At 35.8% G+C, this 14964-nt stretch carries 18 protein-coding genes; 15 read left to right on the top strand and 3 right to left on the bottom strand.

Annotated elements, in window-relative coordinates:
- Nucleotides 1–176 precede the first annotated feature (176 nt).
- The 8 genes from ACJ2A9_RS04075 (at nt 177) to ACJ2A9_RS04040 (ending at nt 7781) form a co-directional block, all read left to right on the top strand.
- The gene (locus ACJ2A9_RS04075) at nt 177–1313 is read left to right on the top strand and encodes a M24 family metallopeptidase (RefSeq protein WP_441420400.1); all 1137 of its coding nucleotides are present in this window, start codon (nt 177–179) and stop codon (nt 1311–1313) included.
- Between the two features lie 116 nt (nt 1314–1429).
- Entirely contained in the window at nt 1430–1732 is a 303-nt protein-coding gene (locus ACJ2A9_RS04070; RefSeq protein WP_441420318.1) for a hypothetical protein, read from the top strand.
- A complete protein-coding gene (locus ACJ2A9_RS04065) occupies nt 1732–2892 on the top strand; it encodes an aminotransferase A (RefSeq protein WP_441420317.1) in 1161 nt (386 codons plus the stop codon). The genes ACJ2A9_RS04070 and ACJ2A9_RS04065 overlap by 1 nt, the downstream gene beginning before the upstream one ends.
- Nucleotides 2893–2942: 50 nt before the next feature.
- Nucleotides 2943–3794, top strand: a complete 852-nt coding sequence (locus tag ACJ2A9_RS04060; RefSeq protein ID WP_441420399.1) for a sulfite oxidase — start codon at nt 2943–2945, stop codon at nt 3792–3794.
- Nucleotides 3795–3984: 190 nt separating this feature from the next.
- Nucleotides 3985–5373 carry a class II fumarate hydratase gene (gene fumC, locus ACJ2A9_RS04055; protein ID WP_441420316.1) on the top strand — a complete coding sequence of 463 codons (1389 nt, stop codon included), beginning with the start codon at nt 3985–3987 and terminating at the stop codon, nt 5371–5373.
- A 56-nt stretch (nt 5374–5429) separates the two neighbouring features.
- Nucleotides 5430–5561 (top strand): hypothetical protein, encoded by a 132-nt coding sequence (locus ACJ2A9_RS04050; RefSeq protein WP_441420315.1) that lies wholly within the window; start codon nt 5430–5432, stop codon nt 5559–5561.
- Between the two features lie 538 nt (nt 5562–6099).
- Nucleotides 6100–7392, top strand: coding sequence for a stalk domain-containing protein (locus tag ACJ2A9_RS04045; protein ID WP_441420314.1), 1293 nt, complete (start codon nt 6100–6102; stop codon nt 7390–7392).
- 113 nt (nt 7393–7505) lie between these two features.
- Entirely contained in the window at nt 7506–7781 is a 276-nt protein-coding gene (locus tag ACJ2A9_RS04040) for a hypothetical protein (RefSeq protein ID WP_441420313.1), read from the top strand.
- Nucleotides 7782–7827: 46 nt separating this feature from the next.
- On the opposite strand, the gene ACJ2A9_RS04035 is transcribed toward ACJ2A9_RS04040, so the two are convergent.
- Nucleotides 7828–8007, bottom strand: a complete 180-nt coding sequence (locus ACJ2A9_RS04035; RefSeq protein ID WP_441420312.1) for an H-type small acid-soluble spore protein — start codon at nt 8005–8007, stop codon at nt 7828–7830.
- A gap of 140 nt (nt 8008–8147) precedes the next feature.
- On the opposite strand from ACJ2A9_RS04035, the gene ACJ2A9_RS04030 reads away from it, so the two are divergent.
- On the top strand, nt 8148–8384 hold the full coding sequence (locus ACJ2A9_RS04030) for a DUF3892 domain-containing protein (RefSeq protein ID WP_441420311.1): 237 nt from the start codon (nt 8148–8150) through the stop codon (nt 8382–8384).
- Between the two features lie 96 nt (nt 8385–8480).
- On the opposite strand, the gene ACJ2A9_RS04025 is transcribed toward ACJ2A9_RS04030, so the two are convergent.
- Together ACJ2A9_RS04025 and ACJ2A9_RS04020 are read right to left on the bottom strand one after the other, a co-directional pair.
- Nucleotides 8481–8963, bottom strand: a complete 483-nt coding sequence (locus tag ACJ2A9_RS04025) for a GNAT family N-acetyltransferase (RefSeq protein ID WP_441420310.1) — start codon at nt 8961–8963, stop codon at nt 8481–8483.
- Nucleotides 8964–9204: 241 nt separating this feature from the next.
- Complete coding sequence (locus tag ACJ2A9_RS04020) at nt 9205–9342, bottom strand: hypothetical protein (RefSeq protein ID WP_441420309.1); 138 nt, start codon at nt 9340–9342, stop codon at nt 9205–9207.
- Nucleotides 9343–9487: 145 nt separating this feature from the next.
- Between ACJ2A9_RS04020 and msrB the strand changes: the two genes are divergently transcribed.
- The 6 genes from msrB to ACJ2A9_RS03990 all read left to right on the top strand — a co-directional run bounded on the left by msrB (nt 9488) and on the right by ACJ2A9_RS03990 (nt 14956).
- A complete protein-coding gene (gene msrB / locus ACJ2A9_RS04015) occupies nt 9488–10459 on the top strand; it encodes a peptide-methionine (R)-S-oxide reductase MsrB (protein ID WP_441420308.1) in 972 nt (323 codons plus the stop codon).
- A 265-nt stretch (nt 10460–10724) separates the two neighbouring features.
- Nucleotides 10725–11114, top strand: coding sequence for a DUF2294 domain-containing protein (locus ACJ2A9_RS04010; RefSeq protein ID WP_441420307.1), 390 nt, complete (start codon nt 10725–10727; stop codon nt 11112–11114).
- 232 nt (nt 11115–11346) lie between these two features.
- Nucleotides 11347–12357, top strand: a complete 1011-nt coding sequence (locus ACJ2A9_RS04005) for a sodium-dependent bicarbonate transport family permease (RefSeq protein WP_441420306.1) — start codon at nt 11347–11349, stop codon at nt 12355–12357.
- Between the two features lie 20 nt (nt 12358–12377).
- Nucleotides 12378–12914 carry a hypothetical protein gene (locus tag ACJ2A9_RS04000; protein ID WP_441420305.1) on the top strand — a complete coding sequence of 179 codons (537 nt, stop codon included), beginning with the start codon at nt 12378–12380 and terminating at the stop codon, nt 12912–12914.
- A gap of 126 nt (nt 12915–13040) precedes the next feature.
- Nucleotides 13041–13898, top strand: coding sequence for a vanadium-dependent haloperoxidase (locus ACJ2A9_RS03995; protein ID WP_441420304.1), 858 nt, complete (start codon nt 13041–13043; stop codon nt 13896–13898).
- A gap of 170 nt (nt 13899–14068) precedes the next feature.
- A complete protein-coding gene (locus ACJ2A9_RS03990) occupies nt 14069–14956 on the top strand; it encodes a 5'-3' exonuclease (protein ID WP_441420303.1) in 888 nt (295 codons plus the stop codon).
- The last annotated feature ends 8 nt before the right edge of the window (nt 14957–14964 follow it).

Raw genomic sequence — 14964 nt, 5'->3', positions numbered from 1 at the left:
AATAAATGCTTTCATCTATGACAAAATACTGAACGATTTAGATTGGGAGAACGTATGATAGGAATATAACTAATAAATTCATTCTATGACAATCCAGGAGATGCAGAACAATCATAACATGTCTTTGTTGAAAGGGGTTGGTATCTGTGTTTTCAATCTCTGAGTATAGTGATCGGATGGAGAAAATTAAACAAAGAATGAATGAACAAGGAATCGAAGTATTACTTATTACAAATCCCTCAAATATGAATTATATAAGCGGATATGATGCATGGTCCTTTTATGTTCACCAAATGCTCGTTGTAATTATTGACGAAGAACAACCAATTTGGATCGGGAGAGAAATGGACGCTAATGGGGTAAAGTTAACAACATGGATCGGTCAAGACAACATTATTTCTTATTCAGATGACTATATTCACTCCACTACGAAACATCCAATGGAGTTTGTTGCTAATATATTGAAAGAAATTGGGCAGGCAACGAGAAACATCGGTGTTGAAATGGAGACTCATTATTTTTCGGCACGATCATATGAACGGTTGCAAAGCAAGTTACCGGATGCGTCTTTTTTTGATGCGAGTACATTAGTGAATTGGGTTAGGATTATAAAATCTGACTCAGAAATCGAATATATGAAAAAGGCGGCTAATATCGTTGAATTAGCCATGCAAAAAGGCTATGAAACAATTAATGTCGGAGTAAGAGAATGTGATGTAGCAGCGAATATCTTTCATTCTCAAGTAAAAGGTACAGATCAATTTGGAGGCGATTACCCTGCTATCGTTCCAATGTTACCATCAGGAATAAAAACATCTACGCCACACATAACTTGGAGTGATGAACGCTACAAGCATGGTGATACGGTTATATTAGAGCTTGCAGGCTGTTATAAAAGGTATCATTCTCCAATGGCTAGAACATTAGTGATTGGGAATCCATCTACAAAGGTGTCAGATCTTTCTCAGGTAGTACTTGAAGGTATAAATGAAACGCTGGCCGCAATTAAACCTGGATTAACATGTGAAGAGGTTGAAGAAGTATGGCGCAAATCGATTGAAAAAAAAGGATACCAAAAAAAATCACGAATCGGCTACTCGGTCGGGCTTAGCTATCCACCGGACTGGGGAGAACATACAGCAAGCCTAAGAAAGGGAGATCATACCGTACTTCAGCCGAATATGGTCTTTCATCTCATTCCAGGTATTTGGTATGATGATTATGGAGTTGAAATTAGTGAGACGTTTCGTGTAACCGAAACAGGAATCGAAACGTTAGCAAACTTTCCGAGGGAGCTTTATATTAAGAGTTAAAAGTTGAAAGTTAATAGTTAAAGACCTTGGGTATCTAGGGTCTTTTTTTAGCTTTCATTTATAAGAGTTTCTAAGGTACAATAATGGAGTAAGAATGTTTTTGGAAGAGGGAACCTATGTTGAAATTATTGTTGCTTTTTATTTTAGGTATTGCTATGATGATTGACTTGTTCAAAAAGTATGTGCTAAAAATTAAGGATCCCACAATTGAGGAGCTAATGCCGAAACTCGAAGAACAACAATGGTTTAGAGAGTTAGTAGAACATGAACGATATAAGCCAATTATTGAAAGTTCAAAACAAAGTGGTTTATTAGCTGATTCATACTATGTTAGTAAGCTGCTAAGCCACCAAGGTACAATTGATGGGTTTATTACTTATGTGAAAGGAAGAGCGATTAAAGAAAGGAACGACATGTAATGGAACATTTAATCAATAGTAAAGTACAAGAGATCCAAATATCAGGGATTCGAAAATTCTTCAATATGGTAGCGCAATATCCAGAAGCGATTCAGTTAACGCTTGGACAGCCAGATTTTCCAACACCTGAGCATATAAAGGCTGCTGGACAGCAGGCAATATCAGAAAATCAGACAACGTATACACCAAATGCGGGCTTGCCAAAATTATTACAAGCTGCCTCCACTTTTGTAGAAAAGAAGTATGGTCTTACATATGATCCTAAATCAGAAATCATTACAACAATTGGAGCGAGTCAGGGTATTGATATTACGCTGCGAACGATCCTTGAGCCCGGGTCAGAAGTGATCTTACCTGGGCCAGTCTATCCTGGGTATGAGCCGATTATTCGTTTATGCGGGGCAACGCCGGTATTTGTCGATACACGTGATACTAACTTTAAAATGCGTCCAGAGCAGATAAAAGAGAAGTTATCAGAAAAAACGAGGTGTATCATTTTACCTTATCCTTCCAATCCAACAGGTTGTATTCTAGAACAGACAGAATTACAGGAAATTGCTGAGATAATAAAAGATCGTGACATCTTTGTTTTGTCTGATGAAATTTATAGTGAATTAATCTATGGTCATTCCCACTATTCAATTGCCTCCATTCCTGAAATGAGAGAAAAGACAATTGTGATCAATGGCCTTTCTAAATCACATTCGATGACTGGCTGGAGAATTGGCTTTATTTTTGCTCCAGCATATTTAACAAAGCATATTTTGAAGGTGCACCAATACAATGTTAGCTGTGCAAGTTCGGTTTCACAGCATGCAGCGTTAGAAGCATTAACACACGGTATAGATGATGCGGTTAAAATGAGAGAGGAATATGATAAAAGGCTTAACTATGTATACGAGCGTCTTACTCAAATGGGGATTGAAGTTGTTAAGCCTAATGGAGCTTTTTATTTATTTCCGTCGATTAAGAAATTCAATCTCTCCTCATATGATTTTGCTATTAAATTACTTGAACAGGAAAAACTCGCTGTCGTTCCTGGCGATGCATTTTCGGAATTTGGTGAAGGGTATATTCGAATTTCATATGCGTATTCAATGGATGTCCTTGAAAAAGGATGTAACCGATTAGAGAAATTTATCGCTACACTTGTTGAATAACAAAGAGGGTTCACTACTTAACGAGTAGTGGCCTTTTTTACTTTTAGTACCTGATTTTTCCTATTATTAAAGAAAAAAAACTGTCAGTCATGCTAGAATGTGCAGGTAACAAAAGGGGGAAATTTCGTCCAAAAGTATATGGGGAGCAATGGGAAGAAGGGGCAATTAGTCAAGCAATTTGGAAAGGGGTTGAACTTCGATATCTACTTGAGCTTACACAAGTAAACTTAAATGCAAAGGAGATTGTCTTTCAAGGTAGGGATAAAGGGGAAAGAGACGACATGGAAGGTACTTTTGCGTATGAACGAAGCCTACCATTAGAAAAGGCACTTCATCCAGACACACTCATTGCTTATAAACTAAACGGTAAACCAATTCCATATCAACATGGTTTTCCTTTTCGTTTGATTGTTCCGCAATGGTATGCGATGTCATCTGTAAAATGGTTACAGAAGATAACAGTGATTAATCATCAATTCCAGGGACCTTTTCAAGTAAAAGATTATGTGTATTTCCCTGAGAAAGATAGTGACAAGGGGAAAAGGCCAGTAACAACAATAAATATAAATTCGATAATTCAACAACCTCTCGATCAGTCAATCTTGAAACGTGGGCTTCATATCATTAAAGGTATTGCATACACTGGCTGCGGGAAAGTAGCAAAAGTTGAAATTAGTTTTGATGGAGGAAAAATATGGAAAAGTGTGAAGATAAAAGATAATAATAACAGATATACATGGATTAATTGGTCTTATCCATGGGAGATCGATCAAAAAGGGGAATTTACGATAAAAGTAAGAGCAACTGATTCGAAAGGGCGTACACAGAAGGAAGAACCTTTTTGGAACCGCAAGGGATATGGCTATAATGCTATTCAAACAATCAATGTAAAAGTCGAATAAAGGTTATACCAGTTGAAACTAAGCATATGTTATGCGTAGTTTTCTTTTTGTGGCATTAATAACTTCCGATCAGTTCAAATTGTCCATTTTGGATATGAAAGTTAAATAGAGAAAACACTATTCATTATTAGCAATTTCAATTTTATATGAAAAAGATTAAATTGGATAAATCAGCAAGGAGGTTTTTGTGGTGGATTATCGTATTGAGAAAGATACGATTGGTGAAATGAAGGTATGTGCCAAGAAATGGTGGGGAGCACAAACACAGCGAAGTTTAGAAAATTTTCGAATCGGAACGGAAAAAATGCCCATTGAAGTCATTAAGGCTTTTGCCATATTAAAAAAATCGGCAGCACTTGCTAATCAAAAACTTGGAAAACTTGAAGAGGTCAAGGCCCAAGCAATCGCCAAAGCTGTGGATGAAATTTTAGATGAGGAGATTTTTGAGCATTTCCCTCTTGTTGTTTGGCAAACAGGCAGCGGTACACAATCGAATATGAATATGAACGAGGTTATTGCTTTTCGGGCAAATCAAATGCTGACAGAAGAGAAGGCTGAAGTTCGTATCCATCCGAATGATGATGTGAACCGATCTCAAAGCTCAAATGACACATTTCCAACTGCAATGCATATTGCTGCGGTTCTTAAAATTGAGGAAAAACTTCTTCCTGCAATTGAGAAGTTTAAATCAACATTAAAAGATAAAATTGATGAATTTAACAATATTGTAAAAATTGGAAGAACCCACCTTCAAGATGCAACCCCACTTACGTTAGGACAAGAGATGAGCGGCTGGCACCGTATGCTGGAAAAAACTGAACAAATGATAAAAGAAAGCACAAACTTTTTAAAAGAACTAGCAATTGGTGGTACAGCAGTAGGAACTGGGATTAATGCACACCCGGATTTTGGGGCTAAGGTTGCCGAAGAGATTAGTGCGATAACTGGTAAAACGTTTGTTTCTGCTCCAAATAAATTTCATTCGTTAACCAGCCATGATGAAATTGTCTACGTTCATGGGGCGATGAAGGCATTAGCAGCCGACTTAATGAAAATTGCGAATGATGTTCGCTGGTTAGCGAGTGGGCCTCGTTCTGGGCTTGGTGAAATTACAATCCCTGCAAATGAACCAGGGAGCTCAATTATGCCCGGGAAAGTCAATCCAACTCAAAGTGAAGCGATGACAATGGTTGCTGCTCAAGTATTTGGCAATGATGCTACAATTGCTTTTTCAGCAAGTCAGGGAAACTTCGAGCTGAATGTTTTTAAGCCAGTTATTATTTATAACTTTCTTCAATCAGCGACATTACTCGCTGATGTTATTCTATCCTTTAATGACAGATGTGCTGTTGGAATTGAGCCAAATCATGAAAAGATTAAGGATCATTTGGAAAATTCATTAATGCTGGTAACAGCTTTAAATCCTCATATAGGGTATGAAAATGCAGCACATATTGCAAAGACGGCACATAAGGAAGGGATAACATTAAAAGAGGCTGCACTAAATTCGGGGTTATTAACAGAAAAAGAATTTGAAGAGATCGTCAAACCGGAAGACATGATTCATCCGAAAGAGTAAGAATATCGAATCACGTTTAGGAGAAATTAGTTATGAAAAGACGGAGGTGAAAAGAGATGACTAAGAGAAAAATGAACCCAAGAAAAGAAGGGAAAAATAAGCATGGTGGAAATGTCAGTCCGTTAGGGAATTCACCAGCTTATGCTAACGACAGCTCAAGAAGAGCGAAAAGTACTGAAACTAACTAAATAAAAAAGCTTCCACACAAGTGGAAGCTTTTTTATTTAGGCGTTCTGAAAAGGCATCAGTTATCCTAATTCCCATTGAAAATTACAATTATGTGTGTTAACACAAGGCCCCCTAGTTAGCCACTAAAACGTAAATCCCTAGTAAACATTTCAGTCATAATAGTAATTTTCCTTATCAAACAAAAAAGGAAGGTTTAATACGTAAATGAACAATTAAGCTACATTTACCAGTTACTTACGATGATAACATAGAAAACCTCAGATGACAACTATTAATCATAATTCTTTTTCGATAAATTTTATAAATAAATAACGAGATTTGACGAAAGAAAATTGGAGGTGAATAGAGGACCGTGAGGAAGTTATTTAGTAACGTATAAAGAATCTATTTTGAAATTTTAAAATTATACCTGTGAAAGTAAAAAAATATTTAAAAATAATTAACAGAATAGTAAAAGATTTGTTTCATTTCACAGTATAAACCGTTGAGTTTATTTGGTAATATTTAACTTAAGTAGTATAGAGAGTAGGTGAGGCATTGCGATTATTGAAATGGTTTTTCATCATTACAGTTTTGTTCATCTTTTCTGTTAGTGGGTATGACAGTGCAGAGGCATCAAAGGATAGAGTTATCATCGAAGGGGGGACTCTTTCTGAGAGCCGTACCATCGTACCAATGAGGGCGATATTTGAGGAATTAGGAGCAACGGTACAATGGAATTCAGCAGATCGAACGGTAACTGCATACAAAGACATGATCACAGTCACACTGAAAATCGGGTCTAAGCAATCGTTCGTAAATGAAAACGCCATTTCAATTGATGTACCAGCACAAATAGTAAAAGGGAAGACGTATGTTCCGTTACGGTTTGTCAGTGATGCATTAGGAGCTGACGTACATTGGGACAAGAACTTACGTACCGTAACAATTGAGGCAGGTGAAAAAACGCTCATTGTTTTGGTGAATCACCGCCAGCAGAAAGAATTTTCCATTTTGGGAATTGAAATCGGTGATCAAGAAAGCAAAGTAATGGCACTCGCGGGGAAACCTGTAACAACATACAAAAGTGAATATGGATTTACTTGGAACGTTTATCATAATGAATTTAAAAACTATTATCAGGTTGGGATAAAAAACGACACTGTTGTTGCTCTCTACACAAATGATAAGCTTTTTAAGACAAAATCCCAGTTGCCGGTAACAAGCACAAAAAAGGATGTTCAGTTCAAATATGGAACACCCAGTAATGCAATTAATAAAGGTACAACGAAATATCTCTATGAATCAAAAGATCAGGACTTATTTTTTATTGATGATTATTATATCACAGTTTTTTACGATAGTTTTTTAGACTATCAAATTTCTGGTTTGCAATTAATCCGCAAGGACATTGAACATATGAAAAAAGGTTTTTATGGTGAGTCTACAGAGCAACTTAGAGCAAGTTTTGAACAACAGCTTTTTGATTTAACAAATGCTGTACGTGTGAAATATGGTAAATCTCCACTGAAATGGAACAGTGAAGTTGCATCTGTTGCCTTTAAACATAGTCACGATATGGCAGTAAATAATTATTTTGCGCATACAAATTTACAAGGGAAATCACCTTTTGAGAGAATAACAGCCGGAGGGATTGTTTACAAAATAGCCGGTGAGAATTTAGCAATGGGGCAATACAGTTCAATATTTGCACTTGAAGGATTAATGAATTCATTCGGACATCGTCAAAATATTCTCAGCGACCGTTTTACTGATGTGGGAATAGGAGTAGCTTACCGAACAAATATCCCTTACTTCACACAAAATTTTATTACACCACAGGAAAACTGAGTCTCTGGCTCAGTTTTTTTGTGTTCTGACTTATTGTTGATATGGTCATTAGTACAAGCAAAATAGTCAGAAATAAATAAAATAACGTAAATGGTAGGATAGGAGGGAAGTAAATGTCAAACTACTATTACGGCTTGTGTTGTCAACATAAAGGTAAGTATGTTCATATTCATGATAAAAGTGGTCGTAGTTACTATGGTAAAATCGTTGATGTTGATCGTCAATTTGTCTATCTAGAATCTGAGAGAGGCAGAACTGATTTAGGAGGATATGGTTACGGTTGGTATGGTGGTGGATATGGTTATCGTAGACCTATTTTTCCAATCGCTCTTGCAGGAATTGCCGGATTTGCCTTAGGAGTTGCATTTTCTCCGTTTTTCTTTTGGTAAGAAAAATAGTCAGAGTACTTATTTGTACTCTGACTATTTTTAATTCTTATTTTTCCTCTAACTCATCGATTGGTAACACCATTACCTCATCTGGGTCTGTTTCCATAAAAGCACTGACCGATTGAGTTCCTTCATTTACATTTTTCAACCATACAGGTACTCCATGATAGAGAACGGTCGTTTTCTTTGGAGAGGAAATAATTTGCTTTGCACGATTGATATTCATTCAATAGTAACCTCTTTTCCGTAAAGTAATCTTTTTCATTTTGTACTTTTTTATAAAGATTATACAAATATTAATTTGTTAGATAGAGGAATTATTGACGTTTAGTTTGGTTATCGTAGTAAGTAAAGGGGATGATCTGCATGAATAACAATCAAAGTGAAACTTTTGTTGCTGTTCGTAAAAATAATGATGGTGACATTGTTGAATTAAAAACATCAAGTGGAAGAGTACTCGACTATAAACAAGCCCAACAAGAGGTCCAAAATGGTGTAATTGCTGGTGCGAATGTATTTAATGGACGAGATGGCGAGCCGCACTTAAGAAGCAATGCTGACGGTGATCCAACAAATAATTTAGATAACCTGCCGACTTTTTAATAACAAAAAAGGGATGCCTCATAAGTGACAGCTCTCACCGAATGTTAACTAAAAATAATCGGGTAACTGTTACTTATGAGACTCCCATATAACTGTTTAAACGCTATGACATTCGAGATAACAATGGAATACATTTGTACGTTTAAATGCCTCCCACTCTAAAAAAATATCTTCATTATCTCCTGAATATCCCATCATGTCAAAATAGTTGCGGTCATAAAACATATGCTTAAAGCCCTTATAAGTCCAAAAAGGCTGAGAGTCATTGCAAGCATCTACATAGATATAAAAATGGTGTTCGTCAGCATAATTTTTAATTAGTTTTACGATACGTGAGCCAAGACCTGATTTTCTGAGTGTTGCTGGTAATCGTAGTAACCCAATAAACAACACTTTTTCATTTTCATCAAAAAACATATCTAAGGCAATATTATCGTAGGCCAAACCAGGATCACACATCATCTCATTAATTCGGATAAAAAAGCGTCCATCTTCCTCTTCATAATAATGTGCCTGTAATTCATGGTCATTTAATAAACTAATAATTGAATCTAATGTTTCTTTGAAACCAGCTAACATTTTAAAAAACCTCTCCATTCCTTTGTGCTTGATCTCTATACTTTTATTATGAATGATGTCGAAAGGCAGTGGCGTACTCAATTCGTAATGTTCTTTAACTTTTTAATGAAAAATTTGTGAACATATCACCTTTTTTCATTAGCATTAACATTCATTCAATAGTTAATAATAATCGAAAACAAAATAAAAAGATACATATTTCGACAAAAATGTATAAAAAATAGAGAACAGAGAATGCTCTCTATTTTTTCAAATTTTCGTCGCGCCATTCATCCCAATAAATGTTGATATATTCCTGGTTGTGTTCATTTTCGTTTGGAATAGATTGTTCCAACAAATTTTGTTCTGTATTTTCCTTTTCCTTACTTCTTTTGATCATTTGGACCTCTTCCTTTCTTAAGATGGTACTCTTATTAATATCCAATGATTGTCAAAACATTCGTGGAGATAGTAAGCATATTTTTTTTCAGTGTAACAATAGATGGGTATAATACAGTAAAGAATAAGAAGAAGGAAGTGAAGACATGCAAAATGTTCAGTCTCAATATGAAATAGCAACTTTTGCAGGAGGGTGTTTTTGGTGTATGGTACAGCCTTTTGATGAACAACCAGGCATTATTAAGGTGGTATCGGGTTATACAGGTGGGCATAAAGATAACCCTACATATAAAGAAGTATGCTCGGAAACAACCGGGCATTATGAAGCTGTACAAATTACGTTTGATCCAACAATATATCCATATAGCAAATTATTAAATATTTTTTGGCGGCAAATTGATCCTACCGATTCTGAAGGACAGTTTCATGATAAAGGGCATTCGTATCAAACAGTCATTTTTTATCATAATGATGAACAAAAACAATTAGCGGAACAATCGAAGAAAGACCTGGAAATGAGCTGTCGTTTTTCAAAACCAATTGTTACAGCGATTTTACCGGCTGCTACATTTTACCCTGCTGAAGATTATCATCAAGACTATTACAAGAAGAATGCTTTTCGATATAAGTTATATCGTAAAGGATCTGGAAGAGATGATTTTATTAAGAAGCATTGGAAAGATGAGAGCAAGGATATGGAATTGAAACAAAGGTTGACACCAATACAATATGAGGTGACCCAAAATAACGGTACTGAACCACCATTTCAGAATGAATATTGGAATAATAAAAAAGAAGGAATCTACGTAGATATCATTTCAGGTGAGCCTTTATTTACGTCGAAGGATAAATACGATTCGGGCTGTGGATGGCCTAGTTTTACAAAGCCGTTAAATGAAGACCTTATTAAAGAAGAAATGGATGTGAGTCACAATATGGTTCGGACCGAGGTCCGCAGTAAAGCAGCTGACTCTCACTTAGGGCATGTTTTTGAAGATGGGCCAATTGAAACGGGTGGCTTACGGTATTGTATTAATTCAGCATCATTGAAATTTATCTCAAAAGAAGATTTAGAAAAAGAGGGATATGGAGAGTTTCTTTACTTATTTGATGAATAATTAATATTGTAATAGAACAAAAAAATAAATTATAATTGTTATTGACAAACGTAAGCAGCCATTATAAAATGAATTTAAATTCATAGTTCCGAATGGTCCTTAATAATAACTAGCTTCATTTGAAATGCTTTAGCATTTTGTTAATTAATAAATTGGCAAAATGAAAAAGCAGTGCAAGTAGAAGATGGTTGAGATTACAGATGTCGGTATATTTCTTTCCGTGTAGTCGGGAGATTTATACCGTTTTTTATTAGGGGGGGAAAACATGATGACAATAACAAATGCAACTTTAAAAAAAGGTCTTCTTGAAGCAGAAATCAGTAAAAAACTAACGCAGTGGGAAAAAGAATACCTTGGTCGAGGGCCAACACATGTTAAAACAACAATTGTTGATCAAATGGTCATCGTGAATTTAAAAGGTATTTTGTCTCCCGCAGAAAAAAAGCTCGTCAACTCTTCACATCAAGGAATGATTTCTGTGAAACAAAATCGTAACGAGCTGGTCGAGTCAGGGAAAGAATATTTAAAAGGGATCATTAAAGAGTTAACGGGCGAGGATGTAGTAAGTTTTCACACAGATGTAAGCACGAGATCTGGGGAAAGAATCATCATCTTTATCTTAAGTGAAAATTTAGGAAAGAAATTAATTGGATAAGGGAGATCTTTAAAAAACTTACGCAGTTCGTTAAAGATAAACCGGTAAAGTCTAGATTAAGTGAATCTTTCATTCATTTGAATGATTCAGTTTCTGGACCTTACCGGTTTTTTTGTTACTCAAAACTTTGTGAATTATTTTTAAGTGATAATATTGTTTTCAATTAGTTCAAAGTTAGTCACATCAATGGTTTCCATCGAACTTATTATTTATAGTAAAAAGGGGAATGAATATGATTGAAATCATTACGCAAAATTTAGTATCACCTGTTGTCTTATTCTTTGTTTTAGGGATTTTAGCAGCAATCTTTAAATCAGATTTAAAGTTTCCGCAAGGGTTAAGTGAAACACTTAGCATTTACTTGTTAATGGCTATTGGTATAAAAGGCGGTATTGAACTTTCGAATTATAGCATCAATGAAGTTTTTCAACCGATTATCGGTACGTTATTTCTTGGTGTAATTACGCCAATCATTGTATTAATCTTCCTTCGTCTAACTATGAAGTTAGATTTGAAAAACGCAATTGGATTAGCGGCAACATATGGATCAGTAAGTATTGTTACATTTGGTGCTGGAATTTCTGTATTAGGGAATTACGGTGTAAGTTATGAAAGTTATATGAATGCACTTGTTGTACTTATGGAAATCCCAGCAATTCTTGTATCACTTATTCTGTTACGATTAATTGAAAAAACAAGAGCCGATTCTTATGTGCAAACAAGGCAAGTTGGTATTATTGCCAGTCCAACTTCACTTATTGATAAAGAGGTTTTAAGAGAAAGTCTTTTCGGTAAAAGCGTCTTATTATTATTAGGTAGTTTGTTCATTGGATTAATTGTTGGGAAGGAAGCAGTTCCGCTTGTAAAGCCTTTATTTATGGATTTATATAATAGTTTTCTCATTTTATTTTTACTTAATATGGGAATCGTAGCAGGACAACGATTAGCAGTTGTTCGTAGGCACGGTATTAAATTACTGCTATTTGGAATTACTGTACCAGTGATTAACGGGATTCTAGGAGTCATTGTTGGGAATCTTGTGGGGTTGTCACTTGGAGGGATGACATTAATGGGAATATTAGCAGCGAGTGCCTCGTATATTGCTGCCCCTGCAGCACTAAGAGCTTCTGTGCCTGAAGCAAATCCATCAATTTATTTAGGATTAGCATTAGGAGTAACGTTCCCTTTTAACCTAATTGTAGGAATTCCATTGTTTTATACGATTGCCGGGTGGATTCAATAATGAAATGGAGGTTTTGAAAAATGAAAGTATATGAAATGCAGACGAGAAACATGGATTCTCACAAAATGCTATTCATCGTTGGGATGGAGCAAAAAGTAGACGAAATCATTTTTCAGGAGTTCGGGATTACGAAAGATCAAGCAATTATTCACTATTGTCAAGATGCAGTGATCGATAAATCGTACGATTCTGTAGTAAGAAATATAGTCAAATCAATTTATGAAGAAGATGTTTCTGCTATTTATGTTATTGGTGAAAAAGATGATCAGGGATTTACGCTAACTAAAGAGGAATTATTGGAAAAAATGAAAGCTGATGGAGTTGCTGACGATACAATCCGAACAATGGATTATTTAAAATTTGTCATTGGTAAAGACCTGTACTCATGGTTAAAAGGTGAGGACAAATCAATGGAAGAAAAAATAGTAACAAGTGTCTCGAACTTAAAAAAACACCCACTCATCCCAAAAAGGATAAAAGTTCAAGGCCTTCTATTTGATGAAACATATAATGAACTGGTTTATGTTTCTGAAAGAAAAAAAGAAAAAATATTCTAACGTTATCGTGAAGGGGATGTCTCTAAGTGACATTCCCTTTTTGCTGCTAATCGTTGGGATCTCCGCAGCACATCTCATCATTCCTCTTCATAAATTAGTATATAACATGAATGGGAGGATATTTGAATGAACAAACAACATCCCAAAAAAAGACGACCTCCAAAATGGTCAAAGCTGAACAAAGGTAAGCTAAAACCTATTGAACCTACAGCTGGGTCTTGGCCAATGCAATATTTTAGACGAATTGCCCCAGGAATGTACCGTGATCGTCTCGGTCGAAAAGTTTCTTTTAAACTGCGCAATCCATATTATATTAATTTTACGAAAGAGTTAGAGCTTGTTAAAAAAGCGAAAAAACAGCTAACGACCGGGCAAATTGATAGTGCAAAATATTTTGGATTTGGTCCTCCTACAAAACAATGGACACCGATTATTGACCGCCTCATTGACACGTATGAAGTATCTCCTGTTCGATCAGCACGTATTTTAGGAGTGGCACAAGCAGCGATGAATGACGCGATGGTGATTACATGGGATTACAAATATATTCTGGATATTGCCAGACCGAACCAACTAGATCCAGAGTTAGAAACCGAACTCCCTACACCTCACTTTCCGGCTTATCCATCCGGGCATTCTGTTTTTTCAGGTTGTGCGGAAGTTATATTAAGTTATTTCTTTCCAGCTGAATCAAATCGATTGAAAGAGCTGGCTGAAGAGGGATCTGAATCCAGATTATATGCGGGTGTTCATTTTCCAGTCGATAATCATGAAGGTCTTCGATTAGGCAGACAGATTGGAAAGCACATTGTTTCATTAATTAGTAAACAACGGGATTCAAGTCGAAAAAAGTTAGATGTTCCATATCGAAATAATAAACATGCAATATTACCACCACCGCCATATGAACAAGTAATTTCATATCCGCCTGAGAGTAGTGCAGATGAGCGAAAACCAGCTGCTCCTTGGTTATTTACTATTTAGTATAAGAATTACTAGAGGGAATACAGTATGGACCTGTATTCCCTCTTTAGTTTATGATCAAAATGCTCGTACATAGGATAGATATGCCAAGTTGAAGATGAAGTAATTATTCTCGAATTCTGTTATACTAGCAATTGTATGTCTTTCACAGAAAGAGGGAGATCAGGGTAATGGAACCGAATCGTTTATTATTAATAGATGGCTTTAATTTGTTAAGTAGAGGATATTTCGCAACGTCTTATGGGCGAAGTGAAGATCAATTGTCACGTAACAAAGATGGATTATATACGAATGCACTAAGAGTTGTCTTTCAGAAGCTTGTTAATTTGATAGATTCTCATCAGCCATCACATATGGTGATTGCATGGGATGTAAAGAGAAACGAAACGATAAGAAAAGAAATGTACGAAGGTTATAAAGGGACAAGAGGGGAACTGCCAGAGCCGCTTATTCAACAATATGAAACGAGTAAGAAAGTATTTGAGACGATTGGTATCTCTCAACTTTCGGTTCCAAGATATGAAGCTGATGATGTAATTGGCGCATTATCGTCAAGGTGGAGTAATGAATATAACAAAGAATGTCTAATTTACAGTAATGACCGTGATTTACTTCAGCTTTTAAATCAGGATGTTTCACAGATTATTTCGATAAATAAAAAAGGTGATGTTATCTATACGTTGCAACACTTTCAAGATGACTATGGCATTTCTCCAAATCAATGGATCGACGTAAAAGCACTGCTTGGTGATAAGAGTGATAACATTCCGGGAGTTGCAGGAGTTGGTGAAAAGGCTGCACTTCCATTAATACAGCAGTATAATACGATTCAAGGAATCTATGACAAGCTTGAACAGTTAGACAAGCGTTTTAATCGCTATAAAAAGAAGCTCTTAGAGGGTCAAGAGATGGCACTATTAAGCAGGGAACTCGTAGAAATTATAAAGGACATACCAGAGATTAATTCAGCAGATTTCTCAGCGTTTGCTTTATCCTTTGAAAAGGCCAGATTAAAAGAGCAGTGCGAAGAACTTGAAGTAAAAGTTGCGATAAGATAATCATGTTA

Origin of the sequence: Anaerobacillus sp. MEB173 (genome assembly GCF_052119505.1) — a bacterium.
GTDB lineage: Bacteria > Bacillota > Bacilli > Bacillales > JBJMAU01 > JBJMAU01.
Note: the sequence above shows the minus strand (reverse complement) of the source record. Positions and strands in the feature narration are given on the sequence as shown.

Bases quoted from the DNA above. Each gene is read 5' to 3' on its own strand.
- ACJ2A9_RS04075 (WP_441420400.1), top strand. From the start codon at position 177: ATGGAGAAAATTAAACAAAGAATGAATGAACAAGGAATCGAAGTATTA.
- ACJ2A9_RS04070 (WP_441420318.1), top strand. From the start codon at position 1,430: ATGTTGAAATTATTGTTGCTTTTTATTTTAGGTATTGCTATGATGATT.
- ACJ2A9_RS04065 (WP_441420317.1), top strand. From the start codon at position 1,732: ATGGAACATTTAATCAATAGTAAAGTACAAGAGATCCAAATATCAGGG.
- ACJ2A9_RS04050 (WP_441420315.1), top strand. From the start codon at position 5,430: ATGACTAAGAGAAAAATGAACCCAAGAAAAGAAGGGAAAAATAAGCAT.
- ACJ2A9_RS04040 (WP_441420313.1), top strand. From the start codon at position 7,506: ATGTCAAACTACTATTACGGCTTGTGTTGTCAACATAAAGGTAAGTAT.
- ACJ2A9_RS04035 (WP_441420312.1), bottom strand. From the start codon at position 8,007: ATGAATATCAATCGTGCAAAGCAAATTATTTCCTCTCCAAAGAAAACG.
- ACJ2A9_RS04030 (WP_441420311.1), top strand. From the start codon at position 8,148: ATGAATAACAATCAAAGTGAAACTTTTGTTGCTGTTCGTAAAAATAAT.
- ACJ2A9_RS04025 (WP_441420310.1), bottom strand. From the start codon at position 8,963: ATGTTAGCTGGTTTCAAAGAAACATTAGATTCAATTATTAGTTTATTA.
- ACJ2A9_RS04020 (WP_441420309.1), bottom strand. From the start codon at position 9,342: ATGATCAAAAGAAGTAAGGAAAAGGAAAATACAGAACAAAATTTGTTG.
- msrB (WP_441420308.1), top strand. From the start codon at position 9,488: ATGCAAAATGTTCAGTCTCAATATGAAATAGCAACTTTTGCAGGAGGG.
- ACJ2A9_RS04010 (WP_441420307.1), top strand. From the start codon at position 10,725: ATGATGACAATAACAAATGCAACTTTAAAAAAAGGTCTTCTTGAAGCA.
- ACJ2A9_RS04005 (WP_441420306.1), top strand. From the start codon at position 11,347: ATGATTGAAATCATTACGCAAAATTTAGTATCACCTGTTGTCTTATTC.
- ACJ2A9_RS04000 (WP_441420305.1), top strand. From the start codon at position 12,378: ATGAAAGTATATGAAATGCAGACGAGAAACATGGATTCTCACAAAATG.
- ACJ2A9_RS03995 (WP_441420304.1), top strand. From the start codon at position 13,041: ATGAACAAACAACATCCCAAAAAAAGACGACCTCCAAAATGGTCAAAG.
- ACJ2A9_RS03990 (WP_441420303.1), top strand. From the start codon at position 14,069: ATGGAACCGAATCGTTTATTATTAATAGATGGCTTTAATTTGTTAAGT.